The organism is Nocardia sp. NBC_01503 (assembly GCF_036327755.1).
GTDB lineage: Bacteria > Actinomycetota > Actinomycetes > Mycobacteriales > Mycobacteriaceae > Nocardia.
The window spans coordinates 4,824,213-4,843,303 of record NZ_CP109596.1 but is presented as its reverse complement, the minus strand read 5'-3'; the positions used below and the strand labels follow the sequence as shown (position 1 = coordinate 4,843,303).

Genomic DNA, 19,091 nt, shown 5'->3' with positions numbered 1-19,091 from the left:
TCAGACTCCTGTCTTCAGTGCGGCAGGTGCGGAATCACTCTGCGGGAGAACGCGATTCAGCACGCCGAGGGCATGGGCGTAGAGGGCGGGAAAGCCCCGCTTGAGCAGCCAGACCGCGTGCGCGTCCAGCTGCGGCAGCACATAGAGGCGGCCGTGGTCATGGGCGTCGAGGGTGGTGCGGGCCACGCGTTCGGGCGAGAAGCCGGTCCGGCGCATCAGTTCGTCCGCGAGTCGGGAAGAGGCCGAACCGATTCGGCCGTCCCGCACCACATTGGTCTTGACGAAGGTCGGGCAGAGCACGGTCACCGCGACGCCACTGCCGGAGAGCTCGGCGGCCAGGGTCTCGGACAGGGACATGACCCCGGCCTTGGAGACGTTGTAGACCGCCATGCCTGGTGCGGCGGCGAAACCCGCGGCCGAGGCGACATTGATGATCCCGCCGTGCCCGGCCGCGCGCAGCTGTGGCGCGAAGATCTCGCAGCCGTGCACCACACCCCACAGGTTGATGCCCAGCGCCCACTGCCAATCATCGAATCCGATGTCACCCACGGGTTTTCCGCCGATACCGACACCGGCGTTATTGATCACCAGGGTGGGCGAGCCGCCGAGGACGAGCTCGGCGTGCATGGCCAGACTCTGCACATCCTCGCGCCGGGACACATCGCAGCACACGGCGTGCGCGGTGCGACCGTGGGTGCGCTGGATCAGCTTCACGGTGTCATCGGCGCGATCCTTGTCGATATCGGCGCAGAGCACTTCCCCACCGCGCGCGGCGATTTCGAGTGCGAAGGCCCGTCCGATCCCGCTTCCGGCACCGGTCACCACGGCTTTCGCATTATGTGTGCGACGTGGTCCGAGGACCGGCAGCACACCGTCGAGAATTCCCATCTCAGCTCGCTTTCGCGGGTCGCGCGTCGTCCAACGCGGTGTGAATGAACTGCCGGGTGCGCCGAAGCGCCTGTGCCGCTTCGGGAACCAGCAGCGGCAGGGCCTGGAAGACATGAATCCGGCCGGGCCAGAGTTCGAGTTCGCAGTCGACTCCGGCGGCGGACGCCATCCGATGCAGGTGGCGGGCATCGTCCGCGAGCATCTCCCCCGCACTGGCCTGCACCAGCAACGGCGGCAGCGCCGCTCCGGCGGGGATGGTCAGTCGCAGACGCGGTGAATCCGGCTGCTGCCCTTCGGTATAGAGCTCGATCAGCCGCCGTCCGACCGGAGCGGGAGCCATGGGATCGGCCAGTTCGCGATCCCGCTGTTCGGCCAGGGTGAGGGTGAGATCCATGACCGGCGAGTACATGAAAACCCCGGCGGGCTGCGCGATATCGCCGCGCAGATTCTGCAGCAGCAGATCCAGTGCCAGATGTCCGCCCGCGGAGTCTCCGCCGATGACCAGATCCTGTGCGCGATAACCATTGTCGAGCAGCCACCGGTATCCGGACTCGACATCGTCGGCCGCCGCCGGGAATCGATGTTCGGGTGCGAGCCGGTAGTCGATCAGAAAGACCGGCAGCCCGGTGGATTTGGACAGCCGCGAGGCCAGTCCGCGATGCGTGCGCGCCGAGCACACCACGTATCCGCTGCCGTGAATGTAGTAGATGGCCCTGTCACCCTGGGCGACCCCGGCCGCGCGCACCCATTCGCCGCGCACCGCGCCCGAGCGCACCGGGGTGACCCGGGTGCCCGGCAGTACCGGCCCGAAGGCCGCCATCACCCCGGCGATCAGCCCTCGCCCCGCCGCGATGCCCACCCGATTCGGTGGCAGCACCCCATTGATCCGTCGCAGTCCGACCACCGACGCGGTTGCCGCCAGCCTCGCCTGTCGCGAGGCCGATACGGGTACCACCGCCGATCCGAAGGTCGCCATTGACCCTGTTCTCGTCATGTCATGAGAATCATCCACCAATGCGCCATCTGTCAATGGCACATTCGAAACTGAGTCAGATCCGAGTCGTCACCGTCATCCGGAATTGGACTTGTCGGTGCCGCCACCGATGATCTCGGGGCGGGCCGATCTCGGGCCCGGATACGAAGTTGAGAAGTGGGAGATATTCCAATGTCACTGTCGCGCAATGCCGTTCTCGGCACGCTCGGATCGACCGCGCTCGCGCTGGTCACGCTGGGCGCGGGGGTCGCGCACGCCGAACCCGGTTCGGACGGCCGGTACTACGGCTCGATGGCCGCGGAGGTCATCGACGGCAAGGTGCACAGCATCTGGGCCACCGACTTCCCGGGCTGGGCGGATGCCGACGCCGCGGCGCTGAGCCGCTGCGTGTCGGGTCGCTGCACCATCGTGGCCCGATTCGCGGACGGCTGCGGCTCCATCGCCTTCCGGGACGGCACGGTGAAGGGCGGGGCCGGACGCACCCGCGCGGACGCCGAACGGGCCGCCATCGCGGCCTTCGGACCGAGCGTGCCGACGCTGAGCTCCTCGCCGACGCCCGCGGTCATCGTCTCGACCCAGTGCACCACCAACGGCGGCTGAAGCCCACCACGCCACCCGGCGCGAACTCATACCCCGTCATCCCGGCGCGCTTCTTGGCCGGGATCCACATCCGTTGTGCTCCAACAGGTGTGGATCCCGGCCAAAAGCACGCCGGGATGACGGAGGCATCGCGCCGGGTGACGAAGACCAACGGGCGGGGACTGTGCGCTGTGGCACGGTCCCCGCCCGTTCGGGTCGAAAGGTGTTGTTACGCCTCGACTTCGCTGCGGTCGCCGCTCCACAGGGTATGGAACTTGCCGGGACCGTCGATGCGCTCATAGGTGTGCGCGCCGAAGAAGTCACGCTGCCCCTGGGTCAGCGCCGCCGGGAGGCGCTCGGCGCGCAGCGCGTCGTAGTACGACAGCGAGGATGCGAAGGCGGGCACCGGGATTCCGAGCAGGGTCGCGGTGGCGACCACCCGCCGCCAGCTGTCGATGGCGGTCTCGATGGCCTCGCGGAAGTACGGGGCCAGGATCAGGCTGGGCAGATTCGGGTCGGCGTCGTACGCCTCCTTGATGCGGTTCAGGAACCGCGCCCGGATGATGCAACCGCCGCGCCAGATGGTGGCCAGATCGCCGGGGTGCAGATCCCAATCGTATTCGGCGCTACCGGCTTCGATCTGATCGAAGCCCTGCGCGTACGCGACGATCTTGGAGGCGTACAGCGCCTGCCGGATCGCCTCGGTGAATTCGGCTACGTCCGTGGGCTTCTCGGTGAGCTGACCCGAGGCCAGGCCCTGCGCGGCCTTGCGCTGGGCCCGCGAACCGGAGAGGGCGCGCGCGAAGACGGCCTCGGCGATACCGGTGACCGGCACACCGAGATCGAGCGCGGACTTGACCGTCCAGCGGCCGGTGCCCTTCTGCTCGGCGGCATCGACGATCACGTCCACCAGGGGCTTGCCGGTCTTGGCGTCGACCTGGTTGAGCACTTCGGCGGTGATCTCCACCAGGTAGGACTCCAGCTCACCGGAGTTCCAGTCGGTGAACACATCCGCGATCTGCTTGGCATCGAAGCCCAGAGCGTCACGGAACAGGTTGTACGCCTCGCCGATGAGCTGCATATCGGCGTACTCGATACCGTTGTGCACCATCTTCACGAAGTGGCCGGAGCCGTCGGGTCCGATATGCGTGCAGCAGGGCACGCCGTCGACCTGCGCCGCAATGGATTCCAGCATCGGGCCGAGGGATTCGTAGGATTCCTTCGGGCCGCCGGGCATGATGGCGGGACCGTTGAGCGCGCCCTCCTCACCACCGGAGATACCCGCGCCGACGAAGTTCAGGCCGCGCGCGGCCATGGCGGCCTCGCGGCGAATGGTGTCGGTGTACAGCGCGTTACCGCCGTCGATAATGATGTCGCCCGGCTCCATGGCCGCGGCGAGCTCCTCGATGACGGCGTCGGTGGCGTCGCCCGCCTTGACCATGATCAGGACGCGGCGCGGCTTCTCCAGCGCGGCCACGAACTCCTCGACGGTCTCGGTGCGCACGAAATCGCCGTCGCCGCCGTGTTCGGCGAGCAGCGCATCGGTCTTCGCGATACTGCGGTTGTGCAGCGCGACGGTGTAACCGTTGCGTGCGAAGTTGCGGGCGATATTGCTACCCATGACCGCCAGGCCGGTGACGCCGATCTGGGCGCGCGCTGTAGAGGTCGCCATGAAACAGCCTCTCTCCATTCGACAGATGTAGTTGCGTGGCCGCACGAACGGGGTTCGTCGGCGGCACCCCGGAAACGTGCGGAACGCCTGTCCTTTTCTACCGCACGGCCGAATCGTCACCCAGCGCGGATACGGGCGGGAGCGATGAAGGTCGATCCGATGTGGGCAGCTCGAAGCCGACTTCGGCGCCGCCGCCGGGGTGATTCGCGGCGAAGACGGTGCCGCCGTGCGCGGTGACGATGTCGTGCACGATGGCCAGGCCCAGGCCGGATCCGGGGGTGGCGCGAGTGCGGTCGGCACGATAGAAGCGGTCGAAGACCGCGCGCTGGGCGGCCGGATCGATACCGGGACCGCGATCGCGCACGGTCAGGCGGCAGGCGTGCACGCGCAGGTCGATCTCGGTGTCGAGCGGGCTGTACTTGGCGGCATTGTCGAGCAGATTGTCGATGCAGCGGGCCAGCGCCTGCGGGCGCGCGGTGCGGGTCGCTGGGTTCTCCAGGTGCACGGTGATGGTGCGGCCGGTGCGGCGGCGAGAGCGTTCGGCACGCTCCTGTGCGAGGTCGGCGAGATCGACCTCGGCCGGCGATTCGGCGGTGTGCTGATCTGTGGCGAGTTCCACGAGTTCGGCGATGAGGGCATCGAGGGCCTTGGCTTCCTGAACCAAGGTCGCGAGCACCTGGGTTTCATCCTCGGGACCGAGTTTGCCGCGCGCGCGTTGCAGGAGTTCGGCACTGCCGCGCACGGAGGTGAGCGGGGTGCGCAGTTCATGACTGGCATCCTCGACCAGGCGCTGCTGCTGCGCCCGGGAGAAGCGCAGCGCGGCGAGCATGGAGTTGAAGTCGCGGGTGAGTTCGCCGACCTCATCGTTACCGGCCTCGGGGAGCACGGTGGACAGGTCGCGGGTGGTCGTAATCCGTTGTGTCGCGTGGGCCAGCCTGCGCATGGGACGCAGGATGCGGCCGATCGCGAGCCAGCTGATCAGGGCCGCGGCCGCCACCGCGACCAGGGTGAGTGCGGCTGTGCGCCACAGGAATTCATTGTCTATGCGGTCGACCTCGGCGTAGTTCTGGCCGATCATGACGGCACCGCCGCCGGGGCGCGCCGTGGTGAGCACCCCGTAGGCGGTCTCACCGATATCGACATTCGTCTCGGTGCTGCCCTGCCCCGTGCGAGCGACCTCGCGATCGGAGTCGTTCACCGGCAAGGGATTTCGCCCCGGCGTCAGCGGTCGCACGGTGCCGTCGGCGTCGAGTAGCTGCTCGGTCGTATCCGGCCGCACCGGCAGTGCGGCCCCGGTGTCCAGCAGCGCCAGCACGGTATCGGCGCGATCGGCGAGACCGCGATCGACCTGCGCCGCCACCAGCGGAGACACATTGCGATAGGCGGTGATGATAATGATCGCGATGGCCGCCACGGTCACCGCGACGGCGACGAGGGTGAGTCGAGCGCGCAGTTTCATGCCGTTTTGATGGTGTAGCCGACATTGCGGACGGTGTGGATCAGCCTCGGCGCGCCGCCCTCTTCGGTTTTGCGGCGCAGGTAGCCGATATAGACGTCGAGCGAACGTGATTCGGTATCGAAGTCGAAACCCCAGATGTGCTCATAGATCTGGCCGCGTGAGAGCACCACTCGCTGATTGCGCAGGAGTAGTTCCAGCACATCGAATTCGGTGCGGGTGAGGTCGAGAAGCCTTGCGCCACGGTGTACTTCGCGGGTCGCCGGATCCAGGGTCAGATCGGCGGCGGTCAGTACGGCGGGCTCATCGGGCGCGCTGCGCCGCAGCAGCGCGCGCAGCCGGGCCAGCAGCTCCTCGGTATCGAATGGCTTGGCCAGATAGTCGTCGGCTCCGGCGTCCAGGCCCGCGACCCGATCGCCGACCTGATGCCGGGCGGTGAGCACCAGAATCGGCAGCCGGTCGCCCTTGCGGCGCAGTGCCCGGCACAGCGAGAGTCCGTCCAGTCGCGGCATGACCACATCCACCACCGCCATATCCGGGCGATCGGCGACGAGGGTGTCCAGGGCTGCCTGCCCATCCTCGGCGAGCAGCACCCGGTAGCCCTCGAAGCGCAAAAGCTGCTCCAGGGTGCTGCGCACATTCGGATCGTCCTCGACGACGAGCACTGTCGCTGAAGTCATCGGATCAGTCTGCTGGGTGGTGGATGCGGTCATCGATTCCGGCCTGTCAGTTCGTGACCGGGGCCACGGCAATGGGCGGGATGGCCGCGACGCAGTCGGTGGCCGCGGCGATACCGGTCCGGACGAAATGGTCGATGATGCCGATCACACAGCCGCTGGGCTCGAGGTCCGGGACATGGCCGGTGTTCGGCACCGAGAGGAAGGTCGCGTGCGCGAACTTCGCGGCTACCCGCTTGCCGTTGGCATCCGGGGTGATGGCATCCAGGTCACCGGAGAGCACCAGCACCGGAACATCCGGCATGGGGGTGTGCACCTGATCCGGGCGCTGGTGATCCTTGTCGGCAGACCAGTTGATGCAGGCGTCACCGCCATCGCGCTGACCCCCGGCGAAGCCCTGCGCGCTGAAGGCACCGAAGCCGTCCGCCTGGGCGAGCGCATCGCGATACTGCTGTTCACGCTGCGGGAGATCCGCCTCGGGCGACCAGATCGGCGCATAGTCGTTGCAGACCACGGTGATATAGAGGCCGATGTTCTCGTACGCCGGTTCGTCGGTGGTGAGGCGGGTGAATTCGATCAGCCGGGTGTCATCGCCGCGGACGGCCGCGTGCAGGGCCGCCGGGAGCATGCCGAGCGGGGTCATGGCCCGCGGGTCCGCGCCGACATTGCTGGTCGCCGCCTCGAAAACCAAACTGGCGAGCTTGGATTCGGTGAGCAGGAGCTGGCCCTTGCCCTGAACGGTCAGCGGCTTGTCCCGCAGCCGGGTGGCGACGGCACTCAGATCATTGACGGCGGTATTGCCGTCACAAACTTGGCTGCGTTCGCAAATACGTTGCAGGGCAAGGGAAACCGCCTGCGCGTTGGGCCGCTGTAGCTGATCGGTGTCGTGCGGGTACGCGCCCGTCAGCACCATCGACTGCACTCGCTCGGGATGCCGCTGCGCGTAGATCGGCATCAGGTAGGTCCCGTAGGAGATGCCGTACGGGATCACCTTGTCGATGCCCAGATGCGCACGCACGGCGTCGAAGTCGTCGACGGTCGCGGCCGAGGTGTAGCCCTGCGCCTTCGCACCGAGCTGCCGCGCGCATCGTGCGACAGCCTGGCGCTGTTCCTCGCGGGTGCCCAGTTGATACTCGTCCGCGCCGACGCCGCAGTCGATCGGGCTCGAAACCCCGGTTCCCCGAGGATCTATCAGCAGGACGTCGTACCGATCGAGCATGGCGGCGGCCAGTTTCGCCGCCTCGGGGGCATGCCCGATCATCGGCACGCCCGGCCCGCCCGGGTTCGGCAGGATGGTCCCCGCCGCCGCACCCTCGGTGGTGTGCTTGATCCGGGCGTATCCGATATCGACGGTGCCCAACTCCGCCCGGCCCTCGATCAGTGGCCGCTGGATCACACCGCAATCCACGGCATGGCCCTCGACGGACGGGCACCACCGCGGGGTCGCCGCCCGCTCATTCGAGGACCCGCCGCAGCCGGTGACCACTCCGGCCAGCACGGCCGCGGCCAGACCGAACCCCAGTATCGATCGCACTCCGACGCGCATATCGGGCACTCCCTCCGACATTTCCGCCCGGTGTTTCCGGGCAACTGCGGCAATCGTGTCGGCCGATCCGCAAAGCCTTTTCAAACGAACGTCAAAGCCGGGTAAGAATCCGCGACGGCGGCGCGTAGCCTGGGCGTGTGCCTCTCGACCACGGTGATCCCGGTGATGCCCCCTCGACCCCGCAGCCACTGACCGAGGTCGTGAACGCGCAGCGGCCGACTCCGGCGGAGGAGGCCAGAAGTGTTGTGGCGGCGACCAATACCGCGACACTGGCCTCGCTGACCGCCGATGGCGCGCCGTGGGCGTCCTTCGTCACCTACGGGCTGCTCGATGGTCAACCGGTGCTGTGCGTTTCGCGGCTGGCCGAGCACGGGCGCAATCTCGCCGGTGATCCCCGCGCCAGCCTCTCGATCGTCACCCCCGATCTGCCGTCGGATCCGCTGGCCGGAACCCGGGTGACGCTGGCGGGCCGAGTCGAACAACCGCGGGGTGAGGAGGCGGCCGCCGCGCGCGAGGCGCATCTGGCGGCGGTGCCCTCGGCCAAGTACTACATCGATTTCAGCGATTTCACCGTATGGGTGCTGCGCGTGGAGCGGGTGCGCTGGGTCGGCGGCTACGGTCGCATGGACTCCGCCACCGATACCGACTACCTGGCCGCGAGCCCCGATCCGATTGTCTCGGTTGCCGGTCGCGCCATCACGCACCTCAATGACGACCACGCGGACGCGCTGCTGGATATGGCCAAGGCGCGCGGCGGCTATCCCGATGCCACCGCCGCGGTCTGCGAGCGTGCCGACCGCTACGGCCTGGACCTGCGCGTCACCACCCCGCGCGGTATCGCCGTGACTCGCGTCGGTTATCTCGCGCCCATCGACTCGATCGGTGAACTGCGCTCGGCGACAGTCGAATTGACCCGGGTGTCACGGGAAGCCTGAAGCCGCGCCACTCAGTTGATGTCGTTGATGCAGTAGCCCTCGGGGCCGATGGTCGTCTTGAAGACCATCGGCTGCGTGGCACCCGACGAATTCGTCACCGGCACCGACACATCCACATCGGAGATGCCGGACCCCTTCGAGGTGAGCTGACCGAACGCGGTTGTCCCGGTGAGCCTTCCGGGATTGTTCGCCAGCACCGATCCGGCACAGACGAGCGGGTACCTACCCTCGACATCGTCCTTGTCGACCGGATTGCCGGTCCACCGGGACAGGTACCGCTGCACCGTGTATCGCGCATCGGCTTCATTGAAGGTGCTGGTGGCACCGGCCGGAGCCACACGCGGACAGGCGTAGCCGGAGGCGATCTCGCTGCGCTTCACGCTGACCGTCTGCACCGGCCCCTTCCAGATCACCGCGAACTGGCCGTCGATTCCGGGCTGCGCGACCGCCGCGAGAATCCCGTCCTTATCGGCGTACATGCTCCGTACATGCTGCGGCTCGATGGTCCAGCATTTGCGCACCAGCTGTTCGATATCACCGCCGACCAGGTCCCGTACCCAGGGCTGAACCGCCTTGGCGGCATTCGGATTTCCGGGCACCTCCCCCACCGTGACACTCGCCCCGGGCCCACTCGTCCCGGCCGCTCCGCCGGTCGTGGTGACCGCCGCCGATGAACTCGACTGCGGCGCCTCCGATGTCACCGACGCCGACGCGGACGACGAATGCCCCGCATGGTCATCGGTCGCCGGACCGCAGCCGCTCACCAGCGCGCACACGGCCATCGCCACCAACCCGAACGCCCCATACCCCACGCGTGTGATCACCAGCACAATGCTAGCGATGAACCGCCCGCAAGTAGGGTCGACCTCGAAAGATGACACGTCCAGGAGGTTTCATGTCGGTTGGTGACCCGCACATCGTCGTAGTCATGGGCGTCTCCGGATCCGGGAAGTCGACGGTGGCTGCCATGCTCGCCGAGACCCTCGGCTGGGATCTGCTCGAGGGCGACGATCTGCACCCCGCCGCCAATGTCGCCAAGATGGCGGCCGGACACCCCCTCGCCGACGCCGACCGCCAACCCTGGCTGGAGGCCATCGCCGCCTGGATGGCGGATCATCTCGCCACCGGCCGCTCGGGCCTGGTCACCTGCTCGGCTCTCAAGCACTCCTACCGGGACACCTTGCGCCGCGCCGCGATCGGCCACCCGGGCGATATCACCTTCCTGCTGCTGCACGGCACCCGCGAGCAACTGCGAGCCCGCGTCACCGCCCGCAAGGATCACTTCATGCCACCGGGACTGCTGGACTCCCAACTCGATACGCTGGAGCCCCCGACCCCGGACGAACACATCATCACCGTCGAAATCGGCCCTCCCCCAGCCGAAGTCGCCGTCACCGCGCTCGCGGCGGTCCGGAAAAGGACGGGCGGGGCCGGGTGATCGTCGATACAGTGCCCGAATGACGCGTTTGAATCAGATTGTCGCCGTGGAGAAGGGGATCAAGTCCCGCACTTTTTCCGAGCTCACCGAGGCCCATCACCTGCTGGCCAAGAACCCGCTGCTGAGCGGGATTTCGCGGACCTATCGCCCCAAGGACGAAGAGGGTGAGCAGTTGCCGCCCGAATCGACTCGGGTGCAGGTGAAGTCGGAGGAAGTGCTCCGGACCACGGCCGAGATTCTGACCAAACTGTTCGATGTCGTCGCGACCAAGGATTGGGCGAACTGCGCGGCGACCGCCGATGTGGTGGTGGACGGCCGGACGCTGGTGAAGGACGCACCGGTCACCTATCTGCTGTTCCTGGAGAAGCAGCTGGTGGATCTGCACACCTTCGTGCGCAAGCTGCCGGTGCTCGATGCCGCCGAATCGTGGGAGTACGACGCCTCGGCGGACTGCTACGCCACCGAACCGGTACAGACGGTGCGCACCAAGAAGATTCCGCGCAATCACGTGAAAGCCGAAGCGACGGAGAAGCATCCGGCGCAGGTCGAGGTGTATCACGAGGATGTGGTGGTCGGATACTGGCGCACCACCAAGTTCTCCGGCGCGCTGCCCGCCAAGCGGGTCAACGATCTCGCCGATCGCGTCGAAAAGCTGCAGCAGGCAGTGAAGTTCGCGCGCGAGGAGGCCAACAACGCCGAGATCACCCAGCGCAAGCCGGGTGAGGAGATCTTCGGATATCTGTTTGGCTGACCGGCGCGGCACCGGCTAATGTCGTTGTCGCGCATGAGCGCAAGCTGAATCAGAAGTTCAATGTGATCGGCACAGCGGCACAGTGGAGGTTCGAATCCTCCTCCCGCCACTCGCGGCGGGATAGCCCAATCGGCAGAGGCACCGCGCCGTCAAACTCACGTTATCGCTCCAGTTTCAGCATTCGCCGCCCAACACCGAATCGAGAGAACGGACTTTCAACGTAGAGGTTGTGGGTTCAACTCCCACCGGCTCAGCCACCAATGGGCCGTAGCTCAATCGCAGAGCGCTACGTCTTCAATCTGAGTTCGTTCTTAAACGTGTCGGTGTGTTGCAAATGGGTGGACACCGAGGCCCCGGGGCAGGCTAGTCCCCGGGGCTTCCCCATGCCCGGACCGAGCCCGCGGCCGCTCGCCCACCCTCACCGAACTGCGAGTTTGCCCGAAACGACCCAAAACGAGAACACGTTCTAGTACGATGCGATTCGGTGAATACTGCCCTTTTTCATGTCATTAATCGAAAGTCCTTAACATACCGAACGAAGTGACATGACATATTTTCAGAAGTTTTCCAGAAACCCTGGACGAGCGTCCAACTATCGGGTTTACTCATCTGCCAGGCGGCCTGTCACCGGTTAATGGGTGCGGGCCGCTCGTCGATGAGGAATTGGTTCCGGCATCTCCGGTACCGCTGGAAGGAAACATGCTTCAGACTTCACGATTGGCCGCCGGATTCGCGGCCTCCGCTTTGATCGTCGCGGGCGCGGGCGTCGCGCTCGGCACCGGTGTCGCGAGCGCCGACACCTCGACCTGCGCGGTGTCGAGCCATGACACCAAGAAGGACATCAGCACGGTCGGCATTACGCACGTGTACGACAAGACCGCCAGCTCCGGCTCCATCGGTGTCGGCACCACGGTCACGTACACCATTGTCGTGGGCACCACGAGCATTGGTAACCCGTACGTCAACACCATTACCGATTACCCGCCGACCGGTTTCGCGGCGCCCATCAAGACCACCATTACCGCGTACCACGCCATCGGCGGTCAGACCGAAGAAGAAGTGACCCCCGAGCCGAATGGCGGTGGCTGGAAGGTCACCAGCACCGGCTGGTTCGTCAACTCCGGTAACCCGGTCACCATGAAGATCACCTACCGGGTGCCGAGCAGCGTCAAGACCGGTCAGATGGTCACCAGCGGTGGCATCGGCGTGGCCGGCACCGTCGGCGTCGGCGCCAGCTTCCCCAACCTGACCGCGTGCTTCACCGCGCGCAACGCCAACCCGGGCGAGTCGGTCCAGGGCAGCATGAGCGATAACGGCCTCGGCTCCTCCGACGGCCAGCTCAGCTCGACCGGTTCGGTCACCGACATTCTCAGCGGTGTGCTGAAGAACCTGATCGGTAGCTGATCCCCTCCCGTGGCCGGTGCGGTAGCCCCGCCCGGCCACGGTCCGGGTAGCATCCGGAATTCCGGTATCCGCCAATAATTTCCGAGGACCAAGTTCTTTGCTCGTGCGTAAATCCGCGGGGCTCTTCGCAGCCGCCGCCCTCGCCCTGTCGTTGATGTCGGGCCTGCCCGGTTCCGTGGGAACAGCCCATGCCGAAGCCGCGGCCCATCTGGACCACATCGATCGCGAAGGACAACGCCAGCAGGTCTTCTATGTGTACTCCGCGGCAATGGATCGCGTTATCCCGCTGCAGATCCTGACCGCCTTCGATACCAGCGAACCCCGGCCCACCCTGTACCTGCTCAATGGCGCGGGCGGCGGCGAGGACCTCGCCAGCTGGTACAACCAGACCGATATCGTGCAGTTCCTCGGTGCGAAGAATGTGAACGTGGTGACCCCGGCGGTGGGCGCGTTCTCGTACTACACCGATTGGCAGCGCGACGATCCCAAGCTCGGGCGCAATATGTGGGAGACCTTCCTGACGCGTGAGCTGCCGCCGATCATCGACGCGCAACTGCACACCTCGGGCGTGAATGCCATCGCGGGGGTATCGATGTCGGCGACCTCGGTGCTGTACATGGCCGGCACCGCCCCCGACCTCTACCGCGCCGTCGGATCGTTCAGCGGTTGCGCCTCCACCACCGATTCCTTCGGCCGCACCTATATCGACCTGGTGCTGGCGCGCGCGGGCGCGAGCCCGAAGAATATGTGGGGCAGCGACGATGATCCGGACTGGCGCGATCACGACGCGATCCTCAATGCGGAACGCCTGCGCGGCAAGGCAATCTATCTCTCCAGCGCGACCGGGCTGCCGGGTGAGGCCGAGGCGATCCTGCCGCCGTACTCCGTCGGGCAGGTAGCGAGCAAGGCCAATCAGATGGTGCTGGGCGGGCTCATCGAGGCCGCCACCAACTCCTGTACCCATCGCCTCGCCGACCGACTGGCCGAACTCGACATTCCCGCGCAGGTCGAATATCGGGCCGCCGGATCGCATACCTGGCATTACTGGGAGCAGGATCTGCATCGATCCTGGCCGATGTTCGCGGCGGCGCTCGGCGTCTCCTGAGGCCCCACTCCCCTTCGAGGACTGGACAATTCGCCCGTAGGTGTGCACGCCTACGGGCGAAGTCGCGTTCGGGTGCCGCGCCTCGGCGTGTCGCCTTCCGGAGCGGACTGTCGCGAGGCGCCTCGCCGAGAAACCGGCAATCAATCAGCATGCGCCGTCCGAACTGGCCGGTTTCTTGGTATGTTCGCCCCGGCGCGCCCACCACATCTCGGCAATCATTCGGGTAGGTCGGGACCATCGGGGAGGCGGGTGCGCATGCCGAAGTGTTGCCAACCCGTGTATGCGGGGCAGATCTGCCAACAACGTACGGTCCGAGCAAGGAGTGATGCGCCTTGTCCTTTGGAACAACACAGGCTTTGAAGACAGTATGTGCCGCCGCCGCGTCGACCGTGGCTATAGCGGCAGGGTTACTGTCCGCCGGAACCCCGGAGGCGGGCGCCACGCCCGGCTGCCCGGATTTGAATGTGGTGGCCGTGCCCGGCACCTGGGAAACCACCCGTGATGATTCCCATCCGACCGGAATGCTCTCTGTCGTTACCCGCGGGCTACCCGGAAACGTGCGTACCGATTATGTGGGGTACGCGGCCACCGCGCTGCCGTGGGAGGGCGAGGTGTACGGGCGCTCCAAACGAGAGGGCGTCGCCAATGCCCGCGCCCTGATCGCCGATATGGCGGCCCGGTGCAGCGCAACGCGATTCGCGCTGATCGGGTACAGCCAGGGCGCGGATGCCGCCGGTGATCTGGCCGCCGAGATCGGCACCGGACACGGCGTGGTTCCGCCCGAGCGCGTGGTCGGGGTCGGGTTGATCTCTGATCCGCGCCGCTCCCCCACCGATGCGCTGGTCGGGCCACCGGTCCCGGGCACGGGCGCGGGTGGGGCGCGGATCGGCGGCTTCGGCTGGCTGAGCCAGAATGTGCGAACCTTCTGCGCTGCGGGCGACTTGTATTGTTCGGTGCCGGTCGATGATCTCGCCGGACGATTCGCCGGATTCATGACGCAGCTGTCCGCACCCGATCCGCTGCAAATCGGCAATTACGCGCTGACCATGCAGTCGATCCTCGGGGAGGCATTGCTGCCGGGCTGGTCGGCGATTATGTCCGCGCCGCCGGACAATCCGTCCGGTGAGCAGTGGACGCGGCAGGTGCAGCAGTTCCTCACCTCCGGTGTACACCAGTCGTATCCGCGGTATGTGGTGGACGGCAATGGCGCGACCGCGACCGTATGGCTGCACAACTGGCTGATGGATATGGCACAGCCCTGATGTGACCGCACCGTGCGGGGCCCGGCAGCGAATCCGTTGCCGGGCCCCGCTTTTCATGCGGCGCCTAGGTGGTGACGTGGGCGCGCTGACCCAAATGCGCAGGCATGCTGGAGTATCCGCGCAGGGTGAACAGCGGACGCCGGGTCGGCTCATCGGTGAGTGTCAGATTCGGGAAGCGTTCGAAGAGCGCGCGCAGCGCGTAGATGCCCTCCATGCGCGCCAGGCTCGCACCCAGACAGGCGTGGATACCACTCGAAAACGACAAATGGTCTTTGGCATTCGAGCGGGTGACATCGAAGACATTCGGATTCTCGAATACCGCCGGATCCCGATTCGCACCACCCAGTGACATCACCACCAGGCTGCCCTTCTTCAACTTCACACCCGCGATCTCGGTATCGGACAGGGCAAGTCGCGCCGCCGCCTGAATCGGGGCCTCGAAGCGGAGCATCTCCTCCACCGCATTGGGCCACAGCTCCGGCTCCGCGCGTAGGACCGCCAGTTGCTCGGAATTCGAAAGCAGGTGCACCACACCGTTTCCGATGAGATTGACCGCGGTCTCGAAGCCCGCGCCCATGAGCAGCGTCGCCGCCGATTTGAGTTCACCGTCGGTGAGATCACCGGCGGCGACCAGGCTGCTCAGAATGTCCTCGCGCGGCTGCGCCCGCAGCCGGGCGATGTGCTCGTCGAGATAGCCGTCCATGCCGCGCATGGAGACCACGGCATTACGCCACTGCGACCAGGAGATCCCGATATCCAACATCGGGCTCACCACATCACCCCAGGCCAGGAAGGTATCCCTGGACTCATCCGGGAATCCGAGCATCTCGGAGATGATGGCGATCGGCACATGCGCCGCGAAATCGTGGATCAAGTCCGCCGACCCGTCCGAAGGCAGCGCGTCGAGCAACTCGGCGGTCACGGACTCCACCCGATCCCGCAGCCGCCCAACGGCTCTGGGCGTGAACGCCTTCGACACCGATTTGCGTAACCGCGTGTGATCGGGCGGATCGCTGAGCAGCATGGATGGCTTCTCCACCGGATTGGGCGGAATCGGCGCGCTGTCGGCGATCTTGCGCACCACCCCTGTGCGCTCGAACCCGGTGATCCCGTACACGCCCCAATTGCCATCCCGCAGAATCGACCGGCAGATCTCGTAATCCGCTGTCCCCCAGGCGATCGGACTCGATACCAAGCGCCCGCGCGCCCGCAATTTCTCGATCGGCGGGAATGGATCCCGCAGCCCCGCAACACTCCCCATCAACTCCGCGAGCGGATCATCGCGCAGCGTCTGCAACCTGATCCCATACCTCGGCGCACCCTGCTCTACCAGCCACCGCACCCAGTACCGCGCACCGATCATCACACTCTCCTCATCATCGGATGACCTACCAAGGTACGGAAAGCTGTTGCACGGCAGAAGGTCCCAGAAACATGGGGGACCATTCACGACACAACACGCAACCGGCCGGTGAATCAGGCTGGACAGTCGGCCCGATTGCCGCGATGATGCCCCGGTATCGCTGTTCCTCTCGGGGGTTGATTGCATGACACTGTTGGGAAAGTCCGCGCTGGCCATGGTTATTCCGGCCGCGGGCGTGCTCGTCGCCGCGGGAGGCGGCACCGCGCACGCGAGCGGAAATCTGTACGGGGCATTCGCCGCGGGGATCAATACGGTCTCCCACGCGGTCGACTATCCGACCCAGGCCGCCGCGGACGATGCCGCCATCGAGATGTGCGGCGGGAAGACCTGGTGCACAATCAAATTGCGGCTCCAGAACGACTGCGGCTCGGTGGCCGAATGGGGTTCGATCGGCGCATGGGGCAATCAGCCGATCTACTACTACGGCACGGGCGCCACTGCCGCCGACGCCGAACAGATGGCGATCTCGCAGGTGCCGCAGTCGAGCTGGCTGGGTGGCACCCTGATCGGAATCTTCTGGGGCAGCTCGATGCGCACCAGCCCGTTCATCAAGGACACCGCCTGCACCGCGAACGCCCGATGAGGACCCAGCCCATGTCTCGGATCATGAAATACACTGCCGTCACCCTGATTTCGGCCAGCGGAATGCTCGGCATCGGCACCGCGCACGCGGCCGGTGATCTGTACGGCGCGATCGCCGTCGGCGGATTCCGCGTCGGCGAGGCCTTCGACTACCCGACCCAGTACGCCGCGGACCAGGCCGCCCTGGAGACGTGCCGGAACCAGAACGCGACCGGCACCTGCTCGATCGCGACGCGAATTCACAATGAGTGCGGTGTCGTGGTCGAGCGCGACGCCAAAACGCTGTTCGGCTCGTCACCCTGGTACATGTCCGGGAACGGTCCCACCCCCGCCGCCGCGGAGGCCGACGCGCGCAAGAAGTTCGGCGTGGACACCACCCAGCCGATGCCGATGCTCGGCGGAGTGCTGGAGCCCGGCGTCGTGCTGGACACCATCTGCACCTCCAACGCCGGTTGAGCACAGGCTGTTTCATTCGCCGAACTGATGCGCCCGCGTCTGCGGAACCACCGGCGGAGCCACCGGAATCTGGGCGGCGGGACTCTGCGCCCGGGTGACGGGGGCCGAGTACTGCGGTTGTTCGGCGGGCGGCTCTGCGATATCCGGTGCCGGGGTCTCGACCGGTGGCGGCGTGGTGGTCGGCTGCTGGTTGACCGGAATCGGCGCGGTGGTCGGCGTAACCTGCTGTGACACAACGGCGGAGGTGGTCAGGCCGGGTGTCGAGGCAGGCGATTCCGCGCCGCCGCGCAGCGCGAGTGTCCCGCCGACCGCCACGCTCGCACCGGTCACGAGCAGACCTGCCACCACGGCGACCCGGCGGCGACCGGTCGAGTTCCCGCGCCACGGCAGAGGGGCGACCACGGGGGCGGGATCGGACTCGCGCCCCGGCACAGAGACAGCCGGGCGCGCCGGCCCGGACTCCAGCCGCGGCAGCGGCGGTGCGGGCGGCATCGCCGCATCGACCGCCGACACTCCCTCGGGCTCCACCCGTCTCGAAATCTCCACCGGCCGTGGCTTTTCCAGACGCGCCGTGACAGCGGCCGCCGGGAGCGCTCGCGCCGCCGCCTCGGCGAGCGCGGTACACGTCGGGTACCGGTCCCCCGGCGACTTGGCCAGCGCGGTGGCGATCACCGCATCCAATTCGGCGGGCAGCTCGGCCCGCAACTCGCGTGGCGAGGGCGGTGGTGCGGCCAGATGCGCACCGATCACCGCGGCCTGATCCCGGCGCACGAACGGCGGCTGCCCCGTCAACAGTTGAAACAGCGTGCAGCCCAGCGAATAGATATCGGCCCGATGATCGGCGACCGCCTCCCCGAACCGCTCCGGCGCGGCATAGGCGAAGGTGGCGGCGATCCCGGAGAGCGTGACCGTGTCATCCAAGGTGCGCGCGATCCCGAAATCGGTGAGCACCGCCCGCTCCCCCGCCCGCCGATCATTCTCGATCAACAGATTGGCGGGCTTCACATCCCGATGCAGCACACCCCGCCCATGCGCGTAATCCAGTGCGTGCGCAGCATCGGCGACCAACCGCACCGCCCGCACCGGCTCGAGCCCCTGCGGAGACTTCCCCAACAGCCCAGCCGCATCCCCGCCGTCGATATACCGCATAGCCAGCCACAGCGCCGCATCATCAACGGCACTCCGGTCATACACCGCAACGATATTCGGATGCTCCAACCCGGCCGCGAGCGTCGCCTCCCGATCGAAGGCATTGCGCGTCTTGGGATCCGAGGTGAACGTATCGGCGAGCACCTTCAACGCCACCCGCCGCCGCAACCGCGGATGCTTCGCCAGATATACCGCCCCCATCCCGCCCGACCCGAGCAGCCGCTCGATGGCGAACCCCGCGAAATCCTCCCCCGGCCGCAATCCCACGAAACCCTCCCCGGCGCAAACGGATCCAGCACCCGAATCATGCTGTGACCCCGAGAGAATGTAGCGCACCGTGGGTCAGCGCCGATCGGCGATTTCCGCGACCGCCGGCGGCCACCGACCGGTCGCGGACGCACCGAGGCGGATCCTGCGGCCCGGAGTACGGCCGAGCAGTGTCAGTCCGGCGCGGACGCGACCGCCCATTCGCAGATGGCGGCCAGCGGCTGCTGGAGGGATTTGCCGAGTTCGGTCAGCTGATATTCGACATGCTGGGGAGCGGTCTGCTTGTACACATGCCGCTCCACCAGACCGTCGTCGATCATCCCGCGCAGGGTCTCGGTGAGCACCTTCTGCGTGATGTCCGGTAGCCGGCGGCGCAGGTCCGCGGGGCGATGCGGACCATCGAGCAGCGCGTAGATCAGCAGGATCCGCCATTTGGCGGCCAGCCGCTCCAGCGCCTGCCGGGTGGCACACGACTCCGTGAGCACATCCGGAATGACCAGTGCCATA

The 19,091-nt window shown here is 66.7% G+C and carries 19 protein-coding genes; 9 read left to right on the top strand and 10 right to left on the bottom strand.

Annotation, left to right across the window (positions count from 1 at the left end; translation table 11 throughout):
- The gene (locus tag OHB26_RS21740) at positions 1-888 is read right to left on the bottom strand and encodes an SDR family NAD(P)-dependent oxidoreductase (RefSeq protein WP_330179113.1); all 888 of its coding nucleotides are present in this window, start codon (positions 886-888) and stop codon (positions 1-3) included.
- A 1-nt stretch (position 889) separates the two neighbouring features.
- The gene (locus OHB26_RS21735) at positions 890-1,882 is read right to left on the bottom strand and encodes an alpha/beta hydrolase (RefSeq protein ID WP_330179112.1); all 993 of its coding nucleotides are present in this window, start codon (positions 1,880-1,882) and stop codon (positions 890-892) included.
- A 171-nt stretch (positions 1,883-2,053) separates the two neighbouring features.
- Between OHB26_RS21735 and OHB26_RS21730 the strand changes: the two genes are divergently transcribed.
- Positions 2,054-2,482 (top strand): DUF4189 domain-containing protein, encoded by a 429-nt coding sequence (locus tag OHB26_RS21730; protein ID WP_330179111.1) that lies wholly within the window; start codon positions 2,054-2,056, stop codon positions 2,480-2,482.
- 208 nt (positions 2,483-2,690) lie between these two features.
- On the opposite strand, the gene gndA is transcribed toward OHB26_RS21730, so the two are convergent.
- From gndA to OHB26_RS21710, 4 genes are all read right to left on the bottom strand, one after another.
- Positions 2,691-4,133: an NADP-dependent phosphogluconate dehydrogenase gene (gndA, locus tag OHB26_RS21725; protein WP_330179110.1), complete on the bottom strand. Its 1,443-nt coding sequence runs from the start codon at positions 4,131-4,133 to the stop codon at positions 2,691-2,693.
- A 97-nt stretch (positions 4,134-4,230) separates the two neighbouring features.
- Complete coding sequence (locus tag OHB26_RS21720; RefSeq protein WP_330179109.1) at positions 4,231-5,592, bottom strand: HAMP domain-containing sensor histidine kinase; 1,362 nt, start codon at positions 5,590-5,592, stop codon at positions 4,231-4,233.
- Entirely contained in the window at positions 5,589-6,269 is a 681-nt protein-coding gene (locus tag OHB26_RS21715) for a response regulator transcription factor (RefSeq protein ID WP_330179108.1), read from the bottom strand. The genes OHB26_RS21720 and OHB26_RS21715 overlap by 4 nt, the downstream gene beginning before the upstream one ends.
- 46 nt (positions 6,270-6,315) lie before the next feature.
- A complete protein-coding gene (locus OHB26_RS21710; protein WP_330179107.1) occupies positions 6,316-7,812 on the bottom strand; it encodes an alpha/beta fold hydrolase in 1,497 nt (498 codons plus the stop codon).
- Between the two features lie 137 nt (positions 7,813-7,949).
- Here OHB26_RS21710 and OHB26_RS21705 point away from each other — a divergent pair, with 137 nt between their 5' ends.
- Positions 7,950-8,747 (top strand): HugZ family pyridoxamine 5'-phosphate oxidase, encoded by a 798-nt coding sequence (locus OHB26_RS21705; RefSeq protein ID WP_330179106.1) that lies wholly within the window; start codon positions 7,950-7,952, stop codon positions 8,745-8,747.
- A gap of 11 nt (positions 8,748-8,758) precedes the next feature.
- Here OHB26_RS21705 and OHB26_RS21700 read toward each other — a convergent pair whose 3' ends face one another.
- Positions 8,759-9,571, bottom strand: a complete 813-nt coding sequence (locus OHB26_RS21700; protein ID WP_330179105.1) for a hypothetical protein — start codon at positions 9,569-9,571, stop codon at positions 8,759-8,761.
- A gap of 71 nt (positions 9,572-9,642) precedes the next feature.
- Between OHB26_RS21700 and OHB26_RS21695 the strand changes: the two genes are divergently transcribed.
- The 5 genes from OHB26_RS21695 (at position 9,643) to OHB26_RS21675 (ending at position 14,707) form a co-directional block, all read left to right on the top strand.
- Positions 9,643-10,185 carry a gluconokinase gene (locus OHB26_RS21695; RefSeq protein ID WP_330179104.1) on the top strand — a complete coding sequence of 181 codons (543 nt, stop codon included), beginning with the start codon at positions 9,643-9,645 and terminating at the stop codon, positions 10,183-10,185.
- A 19-nt stretch (positions 10,186-10,204) separates the two neighbouring features.
- Positions 10,205-10,936 (top strand): DUF7873 family protein, encoded by a 732-nt coding sequence (locus tag OHB26_RS21690; protein ID WP_330179103.1) that lies wholly within the window; start codon positions 10,205-10,207, stop codon positions 10,934-10,936.
- 699 nt (positions 10,937-11,635) lie between these two features.
- Positions 11,636-12,340, top strand: a complete 705-nt coding sequence (locus tag OHB26_RS21685) for a hypothetical protein (protein WP_330179102.1) — start codon at positions 11,636-11,638, stop codon at positions 12,338-12,340.
- Between the two features lie 97 nt (positions 12,341-12,437).
- Entirely contained in the window at positions 12,438-13,445 is a 1,008-nt protein-coding gene (locus tag OHB26_RS21680) for an alpha/beta hydrolase (protein WP_330179101.1), read from the top strand.
- 356 nt (positions 13,446-13,801) lie between these two features.
- Complete coding sequence (locus OHB26_RS21675; protein ID WP_330179100.1) at positions 13,802-14,707, top strand: cutinase family protein; 906 nt, start codon at positions 13,802-13,804, stop codon at positions 14,705-14,707.
- Positions 14,708-14,771: 64 nt separating this feature from the next.
- On the opposite strand, the gene OHB26_RS21670 is transcribed toward OHB26_RS21675, so the two are convergent.
- Complete coding sequence (locus OHB26_RS21670; protein ID WP_330179099.1) at positions 14,772-16,070, bottom strand: cytochrome P450; 1,299 nt, start codon at positions 16,068-16,070, stop codon at positions 14,772-14,774.
- Positions 16,071-16,254: 184 nt separating this feature from the next.
- Here OHB26_RS21670 and OHB26_RS21665 point away from each other — a divergent pair, with 184 nt between their 5' ends.
- Positions 16,255-16,713, top strand: coding sequence for a DUF4189 domain-containing protein (locus OHB26_RS21665; protein ID WP_330179098.1), 459 nt, complete (start codon positions 16,255-16,257; stop codon positions 16,711-16,713).
- A 23-nt stretch (positions 16,714-16,736) separates the two neighbouring features.
- Positions 16,737-17,168, top strand: coding sequence for a DUF4189 domain-containing protein (locus OHB26_RS21660; protein ID WP_330179097.1), 432 nt, complete (start codon positions 16,737-16,739; stop codon positions 17,166-17,168).
- Between the two features lie 12 nt (positions 17,169-17,180).
- Here the strand turns inward: OHB26_RS21660 and OHB26_RS21655 are convergent, their stop codons facing one another.
- Both OHB26_RS21655 and OHB26_RS21650 read right to left on the bottom strand, forming a co-directional pair.
- Positions 17,181-18,584, bottom strand: coding sequence for a serine/threonine-protein kinase (locus tag OHB26_RS21655; protein WP_330179096.1), 1,404 nt, complete (start codon positions 18,582-18,584; stop codon positions 17,181-17,183).
- 173 nt (positions 18,585-18,757) lie between these two features.
- The gene (locus OHB26_RS21650) at positions 18,758-19,090 is read right to left on the bottom strand and encodes a winged helix-turn-helix transcriptional regulator (protein WP_330179095.1); all 333 of its coding nucleotides are present in this window, start codon (positions 19,088-19,090) and stop codon (positions 18,758-18,760) included.
- Position 19,091 lies beyond the last annotated feature (1 nt).

Excerpts from the sequence above, each read along its gene's own strand:
- OHB26_RS21740 (WP_330179113.1), bottom strand. The coding sequence starts at position 888 with ATGGGAATTCTCGACGGTGTGCTGCCGGTCCTCGGACCACGTCGCACA.
- OHB26_RS21730 (WP_330179111.1), top strand. The coding sequence starts at position 2,054 with ATGTCACTGTCGCGCAATGCCGTTCTCGGCACGCTCGGATCGACCGCG.
- OHB26_RS21650 (WP_330179095.1), bottom strand. The coding sequence starts at position 19,090 with ATGGCACTGGTCATTCCGGATGTGCTCACGGAGTCGTGTGCCACCCGG.
- OHB26_RS21660 (WP_330179097.1), top strand. The coding sequence starts at position 16,737 with ATGAAATACACTGCCGTCACCCTGATTTCGGCCAGCGGAATGCTCGGC.
- OHB26_RS21685 (WP_330179102.1), top strand. The coding sequence starts at position 11,636 with ATGCTTCAGACTTCACGATTGGCCGCCGGATTCGCGGCCTCCGCTTTG.
- gndA (WP_330179110.1), bottom strand. The coding sequence starts at position 4,133 with ATGGCGACCTCTACAGCGCGCGCCCAGATCGGCGTCACCGGCCTGGCG.
- OHB26_RS21710 (WP_330179107.1), bottom strand. The coding sequence starts at position 7,812 with ATGCGCGTCGGAGTGCGATCGATACTGGGGTTCGGTCTGGCCGCGGCC.
- OHB26_RS21670 (WP_330179099.1), bottom strand. The coding sequence starts at position 16,070 with ATGATCGGTGCGCGGTACTGGGTGCGGTGGCTGGTAGAGCAGGGTGCG.
- OHB26_RS21690 (WP_330179103.1), top strand. The coding sequence starts at position 10,205 with ATGACGCGTTTGAATCAGATTGTCGCCGTGGAGAAGGGGATCAAGTCC.
- OHB26_RS21735 (WP_330179112.1), bottom strand. The coding sequence starts at position 1,882 with ATGACGAGAACAGGGTCAATGGCGACCTTCGGATCGGCGGTGGTACCC.
- OHB26_RS21695 (WP_330179104.1), top strand. The coding sequence starts at position 9,643 with ATGTCGGTTGGTGACCCGCACATCGTCGTAGTCATGGGCGTCTCCGGA.
- OHB26_RS21665 (WP_330179098.1), top strand. The coding sequence starts at position 16,255 with ATGACACTGTTGGGAAAGTCCGCGCTGGCCATGGTTATTCCGGCCGCG.
- OHB26_RS21715 (WP_330179108.1), bottom strand. The coding sequence starts at position 6,269 with ATGACTTCAGCGACAGTGCTCGTCGTCGAGGACGATCCGAATGTGCGC.
- OHB26_RS21720 (WP_330179109.1), bottom strand. The coding sequence starts at position 5,592 with ATGAAACTGCGCGCTCGACTCACCCTCGTCGCCGTCGCGGTGACCGTG.